The following is a 16773-nucleotide window of genomic DNA, read 5'->3' on the forward strand; positions in this document are numbered from 1 at the left end:
ATCCCGCTTTATCATAAATTAGACTTGTAAATTCTTGGTAAGGTGATGATCACCTCCAAACCGCCCTGATCCCGATTAATAAGATGCAGCTGACCGTTATGTGCATGAATAATATTACGCGCAATACCGAGCCCAAGACCATGGCCCTGCTGGTCATAATGTAAACGGCGATACGGCGTAAATATATTCTGAAGTTCTTTAACTGGAATACCCGGACCATTATCTTGAATTAAAAGCTGCAAACTTTCATCACTGTCCGTAAGGTAAACCTTTACTGAATGACCATACTTAACCCCATTATCTATTAAGTTAGAAAGACAGCGTTTTAACGCCAGAGGCTTACCGCGATAAGGGGCAATTTCCCCGGAGATAATCTCTATTTGATCGGGTTGTGAACTACTTATCTGCTCTAATAATTTCAGCACATCAACTGACTGGATATTTTCATGAATATCAGTATCTTTGACCGTTTGTAATGCCCCCTTAACCAACATTTCTAAATCGTCTAAATCGTGATTAAAGGCGACTATTTTTTTTTCATTATTCAATAATTCCACGCGCAATCGTAACCGGGTAATAGGCGTTTTTAAATCATGAGAAATAGAGCGGAATAACACTTCACGATCTTGAATATAGCGCTGTAATTTTTGCTGCATGCGATTAAATGCGCGTGTCGCCATCACTATTTCAGAAGCTCCCTCTTCCTTAAGGGGTTTCTGGTATAAATCAATACTCATTTCAGACACCGCCAGAGCCAACTGTTTTAGGGGTCTGGTTTGCCAAAAAAAGAATAAAGAGATAAAGATAAGTAAAATAAAGGTAGTAAAAACCAGCGTAATGATCTGTTGAGTTGATATAATTGAGTTTTGTGAAAGCAAATAAGGAGGAGGTAAAATAGCCGCCAGATAAAGCCACTCATTCTCAGCCATTTCAACCTGCATCACTAAAACGGGTGGTTTAACGGAAGGAATAATCAAAGAATAAGCCCCCCAGGAAGGTGGTAAATTTTTTAATAAAATATCATTTTTTAATACGTGTAAATTATCTGGATGTGAAAATTCTATGTGCAATTTTTTTTCCGTTGAAATTCTTCGCCTGAGTACATCCTTAACAGTTTTTATAATCTCACTTTTTAACCCACTGGCCGCGATCGGATTGATGTTGATAAGTTCACTGTTTAACGACACAAAAAAACGGCTACCACCTAAATCTCGAAGTTGCTGTAACGCCAGATAACGGTATTGCAGGGGCAAATCTTGAAAAAATGAAACAGTGCTTAAGGCATTTTCAGCTAAATTATTAGCATTAAGCAGCAGTGATTTTTCTTCACTTTCGGCAAACTGATTTACCCAAAAAAAACTGCTCATGGCTTGTGCGACGATAACCGATACCATCGTCAGCAATAACATACGGGAAACTAATGATCTGAACAATAAGCGCAAATAAACCATCATATTAATCCTGCATGACTAAAAATATTAATTTTTTTCATTAACATCGGCGATAAAGACATATCCGGCACCGCGGATCGTTTTTATGATTTTTGGTGATTTAGCATCATCCTTTAAACACTGACGCAAGCGGCTCACATGGACATCAATCCCACGCTCGTTGGCAAAAGCATCCCGGCCATGCAGTGCCTGACAAATTTGATCTCGTGAAATAGCGCTATTGGTATTGTCTAAAAATAGGGTAAGCAATTGAAAATCTGCACCGGTTAATGATATCTCATCTTTGTTGTCATCTATTAAAAGATGCTGTTTAGTGTCAAGCTTCCAGTTTGAAAACAATAAATAGCGCGCTTTTGCTGAGGGTTGATTTTCCTCACTGGCAAACTGTGTTCGTCTTAATAACGCTTTAATACGTGCCAGTAATTCTCGGGGGCTAAAGGGTTTAGCGATATAATCGTCAGCACCAATTTCCAGCCCTAACACACGATCCATTTCATCGGAGTTAGCGGTTAACATAATAATCGGTACATGGGACGTCTGCCGGATTCGTTGGCAAAGGATAAAGCCGTCGTCACCGGGCAACATAATATCCAGTATGATTAAATCGGGCTGATGGATTAATCGTTGTTTATCCATTTCCAGGCCGTCTTCCGCGGTAATCACATCAAAGTTATTCTTTGATAAATATTCCGCTAACAATTCACGTATTGCCTGGTCATCATCGATCACTAAAACTTGTTTATTATTGGTCACATTTATTGCCTTTAAAAACAGAAATCCACAAACTCATTATCGGCAGGATGTTAACGGAATCCTTTTTCAGTTAATAGCCGTGCCAGTCATTAATGATAAAATAAATCAGGCACTCAGCATAACATTTTTAAATGTGAGAAGAATATCTCAAAAAAAACACCTGCAACGATTCACTTTCCCCTCCAAAAATTTAATTTTTACGCTTAATTTTTATTATTAATTTGACAGTAAAATCAATATCTAACAAAAAAAAGTCCGATACCCTGTTTTTTACACTTGCCAGCAAACAAAACGATGATAAAATGCGCGCGCTGACACCGCACTAACACGTAGAACAATCCATTTCTGCGTGTTTTAACACAACATTAAGAACAGCTTAAAATAATAATAGGAGCGTATTAAATGTATCTATCAATCTTACTTAACCACGCTACAGCCCTGTTTTTTATTGGTTATGCTGCTTGTCACGCTTCATACCATACTTATTTAAACTCTCTCACAGAACCGTGAGTTAATCGCTTAACCCCCTGTACCACCCTCATTTTTCTAAACGTAAGTAGAATCACTTTAACTCCATTTTATGGAGCACTTTAAAATATTTAAGGATCTCGTTATGCAAAACGTCCTGAATTTGACGCCTGAAACCCATTTATCAAACGATCAAGAAATCCCCTTAGTAAACGAATTATATGATTTGACACCTGACAATGTGCTTTTAAATCAAGAACATTATGAATCAGAAGTGCGCTCATACTCGCGTCGTTTACCGCTGGCGATTAATAAAAGTCGGGGCGTTATTATTGAAGATACCAAAGGACAAGTTTATTTAGATTGTCTTGCGGGTGCAGGTGCTTTGCCGCTTGGACACAACCATTTTGAAATCAACCAAGCGATGATAGAACAACTCAATAAAGGGGTACCTTATCAAACATTGGATATTACGACCCCGGGCAAAGACAAATTCATAAAATCTGTGATGCAGTTTTTACCCGCTAATTTTGCTAAAAATGCCTGTATTCAATTTTGTGGTCCCTCTGGGGCAGATGCTGTAGAAGCCTCTATTAAACTTGCAAAACTTTATACTAAACGTAATACCATGATTTCTTTCCATGGTGCTTACCACGGCATGACCAATGGCGCGTTATCATTAACCGGTAATTTGGGGGCTAAAAAACGCCGCAGCGGATTAATGCCCGATGTACATTTTTTCCCTTTTCCATACAATTTACGTTGTACCTTTGGCCTCGGTGGCATGGAAGGCGTTAAACAGAGCATTCGTTATATAGAATCGGTCTTAAATGATGATGAAAGTGGCATTACTAAACCTGCTGCTATTATTGTTGAACCTATTCAGGGCGAAGGTGGGGTGAACCCTGCGCCGGTTTTCTGGTTACAGGAACTGCGACGTATTGCCACTGAACAAGGTATTTTATTAATCTTTGATGAAATTCAGTGCGGTATTGGGCGCTCTGGAGACAATTTTGCTTTTGAAGCGTCAGGTATTGAGCCTGATATCCTTATATTATCCAAAGCGATTGGCGGTGGCATGCCCATGTCAGTTATTTTGTACAACAAAAAATTTGATTGCTGGAACGCAGGTGAACATACCGGTACTTTCCGCGGCAACCAGTTAGCGATGGCAAGTGGCGCTAAAACACTGGAAATTATCCAACGTGATAATCTGGCCGAGAATGCCAAACAACGCGGTGAACAGTTACGCGCGTTATTATGCGAGATTCAAACTGAAACAGATTGTATTGCCGAAGTGCGCGGACGCGGTTTAATGTGCGGCATTGAAATAGTCAAAGCAGGTAAATTTAACTCATTAGGCCATCCGGAAAGCGATCCTGAACGTGCATCATTAATTCAACGTGCCGCGTTAGAGCGTGGTTTAATCATTGAAAAAGGCGGCCGAAAAGGTGCTGTGTTACGCTTTTTACCACCCCTTATTATTAGCGAAACACAAATCAACTTTGTTGCTGAAACCGTTAAAGCTGCCATTATAGCGACACAGGATAACATCACTGATGCAGCCTAATTCACCTTGGTCCAAGCACTTTATCCAAGTCGCCGGGGCCAATAACCAGGCCTTTACAGTCGCCAGCCAGCAAGCACTGGATAATATAAACAGTCTCTTTGCGCAGTGCACTAAACCTTATTCGGGTTTGACGCCGGATTTGTTAAAAGAAGCAATTTATAACAGCAATTTAGATAAGGTTGAACCACTACAGCAGGTTATTGAGCAAACCAATGATCTGATCGCTAAAAATTCAATTATGGTACAACACCCGCATTGTATTGCGCACCTTCATACCCCGCCATTAATCTCGTCGGTGGTGGCTGAATTTTATATTGCGGCATTGAACCAATCAATGGACTCATGGGATCAGGCATCTGCTGCGACTTATCTAGAGCAGTTTATTATCGATTGGCTGCTTAAAACCTATGCGCTCGGCGATAGTGCTGATGGTGTTTTCACCAGCGGCGGCACGCAGAGTAATTTAATGGGCTTATTATTGGCACGGGACTGGTTTGCACAACACTATTCTGGCCATAATATTCAGCAGGATGGTTTACCTGATTACGGTAATAAATTACGTATTATCTGTTCAGATAAAAGCCATTTTACCATTCAAAAATCCGCCTCATTAATGGGTCTTGGGGAACGTTCGGTTGTGTGCATTAAAACCAATATTCAAGGTCAGATGGATACTGTGCATTTGCAGAGCACCCTTGATGATTTGCTGGCACAGGGATTATTGCCGATGGCAGTGGTTGCCACCGCAGGCACAACGGATCATGGCGCCATTGATGATTTACAGGAAATTATAAAAATCAGCCGCCATTTCGGTCTGTGGTGCCATGTCGACGGGGCCTATGGTGGCGCATTAATGCTTAGTCAAAAACATAAATCCCGTCTACTAGGCATGGAATCAGCTGATTCCGTGAGTGTGGATTTTCATAAACTCTTCTATCAAACCATCAGTTGCGGCGCTTTATTAATTAAAAATAAAACACACTTTAAAAGTCTGTTGCACCATGCAGATTACCTTAACCGGGAAGGTGATGATCTGCCTAACCTGGTTGATAAAAGTATTGCTACAACCAAACGTTTTGATGCATTGAAAATGTTTATGACCTTAAAAGGGGTCGGTGCTAATACATTGGGTGAAATGTACGACAAGTTAATTGAACTCACTCAGGCGGTGGCAAAATCTGTGCAGCAAAACAGCCATTTTGAGCTTTGTTGTGAGCCATTATTATCAACGGTTTTATTTCGCTTAAGCACAAAATATCAAGGTCTATTAACGCTTAATGAGTTTAATCAGCTACAGCAAAAATTACGTTTGCAATTATTAACCTGTGGCGATGCTGTGATTGGCGAAACCAAAGTTGATGGCAAACTTTATCTTAAATTTACCCTGTTAAACCCCTGTTTAACATTAAACAATTTTGATAATTTATTTAAAAAAATCGAAAGGCATGCACAACAATTAATACCTAATACCTAATACCCAAAATAATTAAATGATCACCTTTTTATTTTTTTATAACTTACAGAAAAATATAGATAATACCCATTCCACTCAAGAGAAGATTCAATAAGTGGATTGGGTATTATCTCTTAACAAGGACTTTAAAATGTCAGTATTACAGATAGGCGCCGGTGGCGTTGGTTGGGTTATTGCCCATAAATGTGCCCTGCATAATGATGTATTTGGCGATATCACCCTAGCTTCCCGCACTATTTCTAAATGTGAAAAAATTATTACCTCTATTAAAGGACGTAATAATCTGAAAGACACCACTAAAAAAATATCAGCAGTGGCGGTTAATGCCGATGATCTTAATGCCCTGGTTAAACTTATTAATGAAGTCAAACCCGATTTACTGATCAATGCGGGCCCCCCTTGGGTGAACGTCAATATTATGGAAGCCTGTGTTTTAACTAAAACCGCTTACCTTGATACCTCGGTTGCGACAGATTTATGCAGTCCCGGACAACAAGTTCCTGAAGCTTATGATCCGCAATGGGCCTTTGCCGAACGTTTTAAAGAAGCCGGTATTACGGGTATTTTAAGTACGGGTTGTGATCCGGGTGTAGTCAGTGTTTTTGCAACCTATGCCCATAAGCACCTGTTTGATGAAATTGATAGTATTGATGTGATGGACGTTAATGCGGGCGATCACGGTCAAAAATTTGCCACTAACTTTGATCCTGAAACCAACTTATTAGAAATTCAAGGTGATTCTTTTTACTTTGAGAATCAGCAGTGGAAAAGTGTTCCCTGCCATAGTCGTATGATGGAATTTGATTTCCCCGTGGTGGGTCCGCAAAAAGTGTACTCCATGGCACATGATGAAGTACGTTCTTTGGCTGAATATATTCCCGCTAAACGTATCGAATTCTGGATGGGTTTCTCCGATTCCTACCTTAATTATTTTAATATGCTGCGTGATCTTGGCCTGCTAAGCCCTAAGCCCATTACCACAGCTGAAGGCATTACGGTTAAACCCCTGCAGGTATTAAAAGCTATTTTACCCGATCCCACTTCCCTTGCATCCGGTTATACGGGTAAAACCTGTATTGGCACCTGGATACGCGGTCAAAAAGATGGCCTGCCTAAAAGTGTCTTTATCTACAATATTTGCGACCATAAAGAATCTTATATTGAAGTTGAACATCAGGCAATTTCCTATACAACGGGTGTACCTGCGATCACCGCCGCCCTGCTTTACTTTCAGGGTAAATGGAATGATGTGGGTTTATTCAATGTAGAACAGCTCAACCCAGATGATTTCTTAGCGCTAATGCCAAGTGTCGGTTTAACCTGGCAGGTACAAGAGCTAGACGCTTAATCTCCGCTTACTTTAAACGAAGGTTCCGGCCTTCGTTTTTATTCCTACTTTCTAACCTAAAAAAAGACTCCCATTATGCGCTTTAATGAAAACCAATTAACCACCCCTTATTTTATGGTCGATGAAAAAAAGCTGATTGAAAATCTTGAAAAAGCCAAACAGCTGAAAAAAATTTCAGGGGCTAAATTAGTATTAGCATTAAAGTGTTTTTCAACCTGGGGAACGTTCGACACAATTAAACCCTATTTAGACGGCACCACCAGCTCCGGCCCTTTTGAAGTTCAACTAGGCCATGAGACCTTTGGCGGTGAAACCCATGCCTACAGCGTGGGTTATTCTAGCCACGATATCAATACCGTTGCGCCTTTATCGGACAAAATCATCTTTAACTCATTAACTCAGTTGGCCACACATTTTGAGGCAGCCAATCCCTTTGCATCCTTAGGCTTGCGCATTAATCCTGAGCGCAGCGTTGCCGGTCAAGATCTTGCCAATCCAACCCGCCCTTACTCACGTTTAGGCGTAAAACAGGATTTACTGGATTTATCCATTGTTGATAAAGTGGATGGTTTTATGTTTCATATGAACTGTGAAAACAAAGATGCCGATGCCTTTATAGAAATTTTAGATTATATTTCGAACACCTTTGCAGAATATTTAACCCACCTTAAATGGTTAAGTTTAGGCGGTGGGATTTTCTTTACTGCGCCGGATTACCCGATTGAAAAACTGGCCCTGGCATTAAAAGCCTTTAGTGAAAAACACCAGCTTCAACTCTACTTAGAGCCCGGTGAAGCAATTATCACCCGCACCGCGGATCTGGTGGTCAGCGTCATTGATATTGTTGATAATAATAAAAAAACAGCCATTGTAGACAGTGCCACAGAAGCCCATCGTTTAGATACGCTAATCTACAATGAACCAGCCTCGATTGGCGAGGCCTCCGCTGATGGAGCATTCCCCTATATTATAGGATCATGCTCCTGTTTAGCAGGCGATCAATTCTGTGAAACACAATTTGATGAAGCGCTGCAAATTGGGCAAAAATTACATATTCTCGATTCTGCCGGTTATACCATGGTCAAACTAAATTGGTTTAACGGTTTGAAAATGCCCAGTATCTACTACAAGCGTGTCGATGGGGAAATTGAGTTATTAAACTCTTTTGACTATCAAGATTATAAAGACAGTTTAGGCAAAGGCTAAACAAAGGATTAAACTAGCATAACGTTTGGATGAGTAATACTTGCCGAGTGTTCTGACAAATAACACCCGGCGCGCGTTAACTCTGCGACCCCCAGTATAACAATCGATGCGCTGGGGGCAGGATTAAATGACCAGACTTAAGATCCTATTTCTGCCACTGTTTTTAGCCCGGTACATTAAATTGTCTGCCTGCTCATAAATCGTTGATATACTTTTAGTCTTATGTTTAATCGTTACTATGCCGAGCGAAATAGTCAGTAATTCATGATTTTCATTTTGAATATGGTCAATTGCTAAACTTTCTACACCTTGTCGAATATTATTGGCAAATTCACGGGCGCTAACTTCATCATCACTGTAGAATAATAAACCGAACTCTTCCCCCCCTAATCTAAAGATATAATCATCGGCACGCAATAAACGCTTTTGCAGAAAACGGGACAATAGAATAAGCGCATTATCTCCCGCCACATGACCATAAGTGTCATTATAATTTTTAAAATTATCAACATCAATAATGGCAAAATTTAATAATCGTGTTTGCCGTTTTGCAATACTTAAGTTATTTGCAAATATATCGTTAAATTTTCGTCTGTTATGTAATCCGGTTAATGGATCAGTTTCAGAATGCACTTCTAATTGTTGACTTTTTTCTTGTAACGCCAACTTTTGATTTTCCAGCTCAGTCACATCAAGCATCACACCCACAATACCGACCACATTATTTTTTTTATCATGTACAGTGGCTTTGTGAAACACATAAATCCGAACTAAACCATCGGCACAATTGACCGATGCTTGATAAACCTGCTTACCTGGATTTTCGAATAAATACTGATCTTTAGCATAATAACCCGGCGCTAATTCAGCAGGTATATATTGTGCTAAATCAAATAATGAGTGATTCATTATCTGGTCTTTGCTCACACCAAAGATGATATCTGCAAAGCTATCATTACAACTTCTATAGATGCCCTGCGCATCTTTAAAATAGATCGGAGTAGGAATAGTATTGCCCAGGGTTTGCAAAAAATGATAGTCTTTTACCGATGTATTTATTAAACGGTCGGACTGCTTAAGTTTTTTTTCAAGCAGGGTTACCTTTGCTTCTAATTGTTCATAAGTTAAATTTTTCTTCATCGCATTTTCACAATTATAATCCCAATACTCAACACCCACGATACACGCAATACACGCGATGGCAGTTATTGAGAGAGTAAAACTGACTAATTTTTAACCTGTATTGGTAAATTATGTCTTAAATTAAAGCATTAAGATAATATTTCGATGTCTGTATCAGAAACAGACTAATATGCAGGTAAAAAAATAACATGAAACTATATCTAATACTAACTCTATTGCCCTGAGTACAATAATAACACTTTAAATCTGCCTTGGTTAAAAAAGCTGTTAAGCAGCTAGCCAGAAAGCTTTATGATCCGATCGCTATACTGCTGATAACTTATTGACACCTTTTTACAACTTACACCCGTCAAAAGTCCAGCCATTAAATATTGATTTAATTTCCCGGGTTTTCATAAGCTGATTGATATCATGTTGCTCTGTTCGAGCTTTAATCTTTAATCTTTAATCTTTAATCTTTAACATTAGGCAAATTCAATGCCGTTTATAAAGTGCTCACCTGCATATTAATCGCTTCTTTTCCCCATGATTGGCAATGGATTGTTTTGCATCTCATTAGGTGTACTATTTAGGCATACAAAAAACGGATAATAACCAAAACAAATCATAATACCAAAGGAGAAAAATAACTAATGATTGATTTTCGTTCTGATACAGTCACCCTTCCATCGCCCGCTATGCTGCAGGCGATGATCTATGCCCCGGTGGGTGATGACGTTTATGGTGACGATCCAACCGTCAATGATTTAGAACAATGGGCTGCAGAACGTCATGGTTTTGAAGCTGCCATTTTCTGCACCTCCGGCACGCAGGCAAATCTATTGGCGTTGATGGCACACTGTGAACGCGGTGATGAATACCTTTGCGGTCAGCAGGCACATAATTATAAATTTGAAGGCGGTGGTGCGGCAGTATTAGGATCGATTCAGCCACAGCCTATCGAAAATGAAAATGATGGTTCCCTTTCCTTTGCAAAACTCGCCTCGGCCATTAAGCCTGTCGATCCGCATTTTGCCCGTACCACATTATTAAGTCTTGAAAATACGATCAATGGAAAAGTGCTCTCACTTGCTTATCTGCAACAGGCTCGCACATTCGTGAACCTTCATGGATTACAGCTGCACCTTGACGGTGCCCGGGTATATAACGCAGCCATTGCATTAGCCGTTGATATTAAAGAAATCAGTCAATATTTTGATTCAATGAGCATCTGTTTATCAAAAGGGTTAGGGGCTCCGATCGGTTCACTCTTGTTAGGTGATAAGAAATTAATCGCAAAAGCCCGTCGCTGGCGTAAAGTGTTGGGCGGTGGGATGCGTCAGGTGGGTATTTTAGCGGCGGCAGGTAAATATGCCTTAACAGAGAATGTAACCCGTTTAGCAGAAGATCATGCTAATGCGCATTATCTTGCCCAGCAGTTATCATTACTCGAAGGTTTTACGGTCAATCCGGCATTAGTACAAACCAATATGGTTTTTGCCAAACTTGATCCGGCGATCAATCAGCAAAAATTACAGGATACGTTAAAAGAGCAGGGTATAATATTGAGCACAGGGAACCCGGTTCGTTTAGTGACTCATTTGGGTATTAGTCGAATCGACATTGAGACTTTTTTAACCGCGTTAAAACAGGCTTTAAAACCTTAATAAATGGACGCGGCGCCGCTTTTCAGAGCGGGTATTATCCCGGGAAACAGGTGCTAGGGCCTGTTTCCATTGTCGCCTGCCAATTGATCTAATAATTTAACAATATTTTTCTCATAGCGAGCCACTTCACTTTTTTCAAATCCGAGATGCTTTTCTGCCAGTTCACCCTTACCGGAAAACAGATACGAGCTCGGCATAGCAGTAATTTTATATTTTTGCGCGCTAATACCTTTAGGATCAGAGTACAACAGAAAGTCAGCGGGGAAGGCTTTAATAAATTGATCGGCTTTGTTTGAATCTTTATCAAGATTGACGGCAATAATAACCAGCCCTTTATCCCGGTATTTGCTGTGCATCGCATTTAACCACGGAAAAGATTGCCGGCATGGCCCGCACCATGATGCCCAAAAATCCAAGTAGACCACTTTATTCTGATACTCGCTCAGATTAAGTTCACTTAACCATTCCGGTTGTCGTGCAACCGTTATACTGCTGGTTAATAAGATCATTAAAACTGTCACAAATTGCACAAACCGGCTCATAGTTTCTCTTTGTTTATTTCTTATTTTCAATAGTTCACCCCAGTATGGTAGAGAATATTGCATATTCCTTAATAATTTAGCACGTTATGGGCGATATTAATGTGAATCAGTCAACACCATAAAATATTTTATCGGTAGAAATAAACAATCCATCCTGAAACGGCAATGCCAGTGCAGTACTGATATACCGAAGCAATTTGGCGTTAACTACAAGGTGCAGGCCAATGAAGCGTAAAATTGCCTTTAGTTCACCGCTGGATACTTGTAAAATAGTTAAAAATTAATGGAGATAATTCAATGACCACAACAAGAACAATAACCCGCCCCGATGATTGGCACTTGCATTTGCGCGACGGTGAAGTACTAAAGGACACTGTGCGTGATACCAGCCGTTATATGGGCCGCGCAGTTATTATGCCTAACCTTGTACCGCCCGTAACAAATACTGCATTAGCACTTGCATATCAGGCCAGAATTTTTGCGGCGCAGCCGAAGGCTGGCTTTAAACCATTAATGACCCTCTATTTAACCGATAACACCAGCGCTGATGAGATAAAAAAAGCCAAAGCATCGGGACAAATTTATGCTGCCAAATTATACCCGGCAGGTGCCACTACCAACTCAGAATCAGGTGTTACCTCGGTTGAAAAAATAAAAGAGGCTCTGCAGGCGATGCAGGAGGTCGGCATGCTGCTACTGATTCACGGTGAAGTCACCGCCAGTGACATTGATATTTTTGACCGTGAGGAGATTTTCTTACAGAAAGTCCTTGCCCCGATCGTTGCATCCTATCCCAATCTGAAAATCGTTCTGGAACATATCACCACGGCGAATGCGGTAGACTTTGTTAATAATGCAGGCGACAATGTTGCAGCAACTATTACCGCCCACCATTTAATGTTTAACCGTAACCATATGTTAGTAGGCGGAATTCGTCCACACTTATACTGTTTACCTATTTTAAAGCGTAATATTCACCAGCAAGCATTAATAAAAGCTGCAACCAGTGGCGCTAAAAAATTCTTTTTAGGCACCGATTCTGCTCCACACGCGGTTAACCGTAAGGAAGCGGCTTGTGGTTGCGCGGGGTGTTATACCGCTCATGCAGCCATTGAATTATATGCAGAAGTCTTTGAACAAGCCGGTGCATTGGATAAATTAGAAGCCTTTGCCAGTTTTAACGGCCCTGATTTTTATAATCTACCACGTAACAGCGATACTATTACCCTTGAGAAATCAGCTTGGGATGTGCCTGCGTCAATGAGTTTTGGTAACCAGCAAGTGGTGCCGATTAAAGCCAATGAGCAAATGCTTTGGAAAGTGCTGTAGATAACTTTTTTAATGTCGGCACAAAAAGCGAATAACTGTTTTTATTCGCCTTTGTGCCAAGTAGCGCCACCGTTGCTAGATTATTTTTCAACAAGAGTCCACAACGGCTGGGTTAACCTTATAAAAAAATGAATTAAAACTATTTTTTGTTCAGTCCTGCGGCATTTTCTTAATAAATTGCGTTAATAGGACAATACGTACCCCATTCACACGGCCTTCAATCTGTTCCGGATTATCCGTTAGTGAGATATTACGCACCGGCGTACCGCGTTTAGCGGTAAAGCTACTGCCTTTCACGTCAAGATCTTTAATTAAGGTGACATTGTCCCCCCCGGCCAGAACAGTACCATTTGAATCACGTGTCGCTGCCACTGCTTCGATTTGATCTGCGGCAACATTGTAATCGGCCCAGGCTTTCGTTTCATCTTCCATGTACATCATATCTAACAAGTCATGTGCCCAACCTTCGTTTTTAGCAAGTCTTGTTAACATGCGGAACGCCAGCACTTGAACAGCCGGTACCTGGCTCCACATACTGTCATTAAGGCAGCGCCAGTGATTGCTGTCCATCTCAGTATTTTTTTCAATTTGTGGTAAACAGGTAGCACAGACTAAAACAGCTTTATCCGAGTTAGGCTCGGCCACAGGTGGTACATCGAAAACAGATAACTCAGAAGTACTGCCACAGAGTTCACAAGCAGCATTGCTACGCTCTAATAGCGCTTTTTTAATCGGCATAATAAGTCCTTTAAAGGAGGGTTACCCAAATGACTCGAAGATGCATCCGCAAGTATTTTGGGTAACAAAATAAGATGGCGCTATTATGCCCCTCTTTAAGCGTAAAAAAAAGTTTGATTGGTCGCTCATTTATTCAGTAAATAGATTTATAAAATTCATTAATTATGCCGCAAATGACAATATTACTTACCTAATGGGCTGGTTCACGTTAAAATGGATTTTTTATATTGACACTATTTTAAACACTGAGCAAAATCCTATGAATGAAGCACTGAACATTGCAGACCAAACTTTGGTTCTGCATCGTCACCCAAGAATAAAAAATGAAACATTACAAGCATGGGATTCTGCTGATGAATACCTCATCAATTACTTCTCTGAAAATGAACTGCAAAAACAGCTAAATGAAAATGAGCAAATATTGCTTGTTAACGACAGCTTCGGCGCACTGACTTGTTACCTGCAAGCATTTCAGCGTACTGTTGTTTCAGACTCATACTTATCCATTAATTCAATCAAGCTAAATATGCAGCGTAATCGTTGCCCGGAAGAAAATCTTCTTTTACAGGACAGTCTGCAGCAGTTTCCTGAAAACGTAAAAATTGTCTTGATTAAAATACCTAAAACACTTTCTTACCTTGAAGAAATGTTACAAAAATTACATGCAGTTATAACGCCTGAAACTATCGTTGTGGCGGCCGGTAAAGTCAATATGATTCATAACTCTACTCTAGATTTATTTGAAAAATATATCGGCACAACCAAAACATCATTGGCGAAAAAGAAATCACGTTTAATTTTCAGCTTACCAATAATTAAAGAAGTACCCGAAAAAGAGATAGCAATTACCTGGGAAATTGAAAAGCTTGATTGGAAAATCCATAACCATGCCAATGTATTTTCTCGTAACCACTTAGATATTGGCGGTCGTTTCTTAATGGATAATCTGCCTAAAGGCGATTTTTCTAAGGTTGTAGACTTAGGTTGTGGTAACGGAATTATTGGTATGGCGGCGTCTGCCGCATATCCGAAAGCACAAATCACCTTTATTGATGAGTCCTACATGTCGATTGATTCTGCCCGTATTAACATGCAGAAAAATTTACCTGAAGAACAAGCTGAAAATGCGCGATTTGTGGTTAATAACGGATTAGTGGGTTTCAAACCCCGCAGCTATGATCTGATTTTATGTAACCCGCCTTTTCATCAGCAACAAACAATCACCGATCAGATTGCCTGGAGCATGTTTAATGATGCCCATTTCTGTTTAGTCGATAATGGTGAATTAGTGATAGTGGGTAACCACCATCTTAACTATCAGGACAAACTCGAGCGTATCTTTGGCAACTGTGAAATCGTTAGCCAGAACAAAAAGTTTGTTATTTTACGTGCAGTAAAAATGGATTAGTTTTCAAAAAAATGTGCACAATAAAAAAGCAGCTCAATGAGCTGCTTTTTTTTGTTAAAAAAAACCGTTTGGTTTTACCCAAACGGTTTTTATCTATTGCTTACACTTGAAGATAGCGTCGAGTGGTCTGCATAGAGATTACTTAAAAAGACCTATCGCATTTAAAAATACGAGTAAAATACCTATTGGAGCAACATAACGTAGAAGTGTTAATACAATAGCAAAATATTTATCAGATAAGTTAAACTCTTCTTTTAAAATCTCTGGTTTAATGACCCAACCGGCAAAGATTGATATTAATATGCCACCCAGAGGCAATAAAATATTGGCTGTAAGGTAATCTAAAAACTCAAATATATCCCCACCCATACCAAAAGACAGTTTTGTCCATTCCGCACCGGCAAATGAGTAGATAGTACATAAACTCAATATCCAAACTGCAGCACCTGCAATAATAGCCGCTTTAGTACGACTTACATTTTGACGCTCTACTAAATAAGCAGTAGGAGATTCAAGCAGTGCAATAGCAGAAGTGAATGCAGCAAAAACCACCATCACAAAGAATAAAACCCCCACAAAATCACCAAAAGGCATTGAACCAAAGGCAAGAGGAAGTGATTGAAACAATAACCCGGGTCCGGCACTTGGCTCCAAACCATGCGCAAACACGATAGGGTAAATAGCAAGTCCCGCAATTAATGCAACAACAGTATCAGCAACAGCGATCATCATTGAGGTTTTAACAATTGAAACGCCTTTAGGTAAATAGGCGCCATAAATCATCATAATACCCATCGCTAAACTAAGGGTGAAAAAGGCATGACCTAATGCCACTAATGCCCCTTCAATCGTCAGTTGCGAAAAGTCAATGTGGAACATAAAGGTAAAGGCAGCAGCAAAATCACCCACAATGGCCGAGTAAATCATAATACCAAAAAGTAATATAAATAAAGTCGGCATTAAATAAGTAATTGCCGTTTCCAGTCCCTCTTTGACACCTTTAGAGATCACGTAAACAACAGCGACAATGGTTAAGGTTGTCCAGATAAGAAGTTGGGGTACGCTGGTAATCAAATCAGTAAATAAAGCCCCTATTACATCGGCATTAGTAGCAGGATCCGCAGCCGCCGCGCTAAATTCGCCGGCACCGGCAAAAAACACGTAAGCTGCTGCCCAACCTGCAATAACCGCATAAAAACTTAAAATCAAGAAACCCGCTAACACCCCAATTGAGCCAATAATCGACCAATGAGATGAGTGACCCGACTCGGTTGCAACATGAGTCATAGCATTGGCAGGCGTTGAACGCCCACGTTTACCAATAACAACTTCGGCCATCATGACCGGGACACCGATCAGAAATATACATAAAAGATAGACAAAAACAAACGCGCCACCGCCATTTTCACCCATGATATAGGGAAATTTCCATATATTACCCAGTCCAACTGCAGCACCCGTTGCAGCTAAGATATACGCGTATCGACTTGACCATCGATTGGAAACATGAGTATCAGTATTCATTTAAATCCTTGAGGTGTGATTAAAATAGTTATAGCCAAAACGTATAAAAATATAAATTAAGCAAACGTCCGCTTAAGGATAATAATAGTTACACAGGAAGGCCACACAAACCGCAATAAAAATTGTTATACTGACAATAGCATAACAATTTTCATACTGGCAGTAGCATAAAA

At 40.1% G+C, this 16773-nt stretch carries 13 protein-coding genes; 7 read left to right on the forward strand and 6 right to left on the reverse strand.

Going from position 1 to position 16773, the window contains the following annotated elements; all coding sequences use genetic code 11:
- Window positions 1–11: 11 nt before the first annotated feature.
- On the reverse strand, window positions 12–1454 hold the full coding sequence (locus PING_RS11780) for an ATP-binding protein (protein ID WP_011770586.1): 1443 nt from the start codon (window positions 1452–1454) through the stop codon (window positions 12–14).
- A 24-nt stretch (window positions 1455–1478) separates the two neighbouring features.
- Window positions 1479–2204 (reverse strand): response regulator, encoded by a 726-nt coding sequence (locus PING_RS11785; protein WP_011770587.1) that lies wholly within the window; start codon window positions 2202–2204, stop codon window positions 1479–1481.
- A gap of 613 nt (window positions 2205–2817) precedes the next feature.
- Here PING_RS11785 and PING_RS21000 point away from each other — a divergent pair.
- From PING_RS21000 to nspC, 4 genes are all read left to right on the forward strand, one after another.
- Window positions 2818–4242 (forward strand): diaminobutyrate--2-oxoglutarate transaminase family protein, encoded by a 1425-nt coding sequence (locus tag PING_RS21000; RefSeq protein ID WP_011770588.1) that lies wholly within the window; start codon window positions 2818–2820, stop codon window positions 4240–4242.
- Window positions 4232–5716: a pyridoxal phosphate-dependent decarboxylase family protein gene (locus tag PING_RS21005; protein WP_011770589.1), complete on the forward strand. Its 1485-nt coding sequence runs from the start codon at window positions 4232–4234 to the stop codon at window positions 5714–5716. Before PING_RS21000 ends, PING_RS21005 begins: the two co-directional genes overlap by 11 nt.
- Window positions 5717–5846: 130 nt before the next feature.
- A complete protein-coding gene (locus PING_RS11800; protein ID WP_011770590.1) occupies window positions 5847–7064 on the forward strand; it encodes a carboxynorspermidine synthase in 1218 nt (405 codons plus the stop codon).
- A gap of 75 nt (window positions 7065–7139) precedes the next feature.
- Entirely contained in the window at window positions 7140–8270 is a 1131-nt protein-coding gene (gene nspC / locus PING_RS11805; protein WP_011770591.1) for a carboxynorspermidine decarboxylase, read from the forward strand.
- 123 nt (window positions 8271–8393) lie between these two features.
- Here nspC and PING_RS11810 read toward each other — a convergent pair whose 3' ends face one another.
- Window positions 8394–9410, reverse strand: coding sequence for a GGDEF domain-containing protein (locus PING_RS11810; protein WP_011770592.1), 1017 nt, complete (start codon window positions 9408–9410; stop codon window positions 8394–8396).
- Between the two features lie 635 nt (window positions 9411–10045).
- On the opposite strand from PING_RS11810, the gene ltaE reads away from it, so the two are divergent.
- Window positions 10046–11059, forward strand: coding sequence for a low-specificity L-threonine aldolase (gene ltaE / locus PING_RS11815; RefSeq protein WP_011770593.1), 1014 nt, complete (start codon window positions 10046–10048; stop codon window positions 11057–11059).
- Between the two features lie 53 nt (window positions 11060–11112).
- Here ltaE and PING_RS11820 read toward each other — a convergent pair whose 3' ends face one another.
- A complete protein-coding gene (locus PING_RS11820; protein WP_041766445.1) occupies window positions 11113–11601 on the reverse strand; it encodes a TlpA disulfide reductase family protein in 489 nt (162 codons plus the stop codon).
- Between the two features lie 297 nt (window positions 11602–11898).
- Here PING_RS11820 and pyrC point away from each other — a divergent pair, with 297 nt between their 5' ends.
- A complete protein-coding gene (pyrC, locus tag PING_RS11825) occupies window positions 11899–12930 on the forward strand; it encodes a dihydroorotase (RefSeq protein WP_011770595.1) in 1032 nt (343 codons plus the stop codon).
- A gap of 150 nt (window positions 12931–13080) precedes the next feature.
- On the opposite strand, the gene PING_RS11830 is transcribed toward pyrC, so the two are convergent.
- Window positions 13081–13668, reverse strand: coding sequence for a PhnA domain-containing protein (locus PING_RS11830; RefSeq protein ID WP_011770596.1), 588 nt, complete (start codon window positions 13666–13668; stop codon window positions 13081–13083).
- A 259-nt stretch (window positions 13669–13927) separates the two neighbouring features.
- Here PING_RS11830 and PING_RS11835 point away from each other — a divergent pair, with 259 nt between their 5' ends.
- Window positions 13928–15076, forward strand: a complete 1149-nt coding sequence (locus tag PING_RS11835; protein ID WP_011770597.1) for a methyltransferase — start codon at window positions 13928–13930, stop codon at window positions 15074–15076.
- Window positions 15077–15214: 138 nt separating this feature from the next.
- Here PING_RS11835 and PING_RS11840 read toward each other — a convergent pair whose 3' ends face one another.
- Window positions 15215–16600 carry a sodium-dependent transporter gene (locus PING_RS11840; RefSeq protein ID WP_011770598.1) on the reverse strand — a complete coding sequence of 462 codons (1386 nt, stop codon included), beginning with the start codon at window positions 16598–16600 and terminating at the stop codon, window positions 15215–15217.
- Between the last annotated feature and the right edge of the window lie 173 nt (window positions 16601–16773).

The sequence above is a fragment of the Psychromonas ingrahamii 37 genome (assembly GCF_000015285.1).
Classification (GTDB): domain Bacteria; phylum Pseudomonadota; class Gammaproteobacteria; order Enterobacterales; family Psychromonadaceae; genus Psychromonas; species Psychromonas ingrahamii.

Bases quoted from the DNA above. Each gene is read 5' to 3' on its own strand.
- PING_RS11835 (WP_011770597.1), top strand. From the start codon at position 13,928: ATGAATGAAGCACTGAACATTGCAGACCAAACTTTGGTTCTGCATCGT.
- PING_RS11830 (WP_011770596.1), bottom strand. From the start codon at position 13,668: ATGCCGATTAAAAAAGCGCTATTAGAGCGTAGCAATGCTGCTTGTGAA.
- pyrC (WP_011770595.1), top strand. From the start codon at position 11,899: ATGACCACAACAAGAACAATAACCCGCCCCGATGATTGGCACTTGCAT.
- PING_RS11780 (WP_011770586.1), bottom strand. From the start codon at position 1,454: ATGATGGTTTATTTGCGCTTATTGTTCAGATCATTAGTTTCCCGTATG.
- ltaE (WP_011770593.1), top strand. From the start codon at position 10,046: ATGATTGATTTTCGTTCTGATACAGTCACCCTTCCATCGCCCGCTATG.
- PING_RS11810 (WP_011770592.1), bottom strand. From the start codon at position 9,410: ATGAAGAAAAATTTAACTTATGAACAATTAGAAGCAAAGGTAACCCTG.
- nspC (WP_011770591.1), top strand. From the start codon at position 7,140: ATGCGCTTTAATGAAAACCAATTAACCACCCCTTATTTTATGGTCGAT.
- PING_RS11840 (WP_011770598.1), bottom strand. From the start codon at position 16,600: ATGAATACTGATACTCATGTTTCCAATCGATGGTCAAGTCGATACGCG.
- PING_RS11800 (WP_011770590.1), top strand. From the start codon at position 5,847: ATGTCAGTATTACAGATAGGCGCCGGTGGCGTTGGTTGGGTTATTGCC.
- PING_RS11820 (WP_041766445.1), bottom strand. From the start codon at position 11,601: ATGAGCCGGTTTGTGCAATTTGTGACAGTTTTAATGATCTTATTAACC.
- PING_RS21005 (WP_011770589.1), top strand. From the start codon at position 4,232: ATGCAGCCTAATTCACCTTGGTCCAAGCACTTTATCCAAGTCGCCGGG.
- PING_RS21000 (WP_011770588.1), top strand. From the start codon at position 2,818: ATGCAAAACGTCCTGAATTTGACGCCTGAAACCCATTTATCAAACGAT.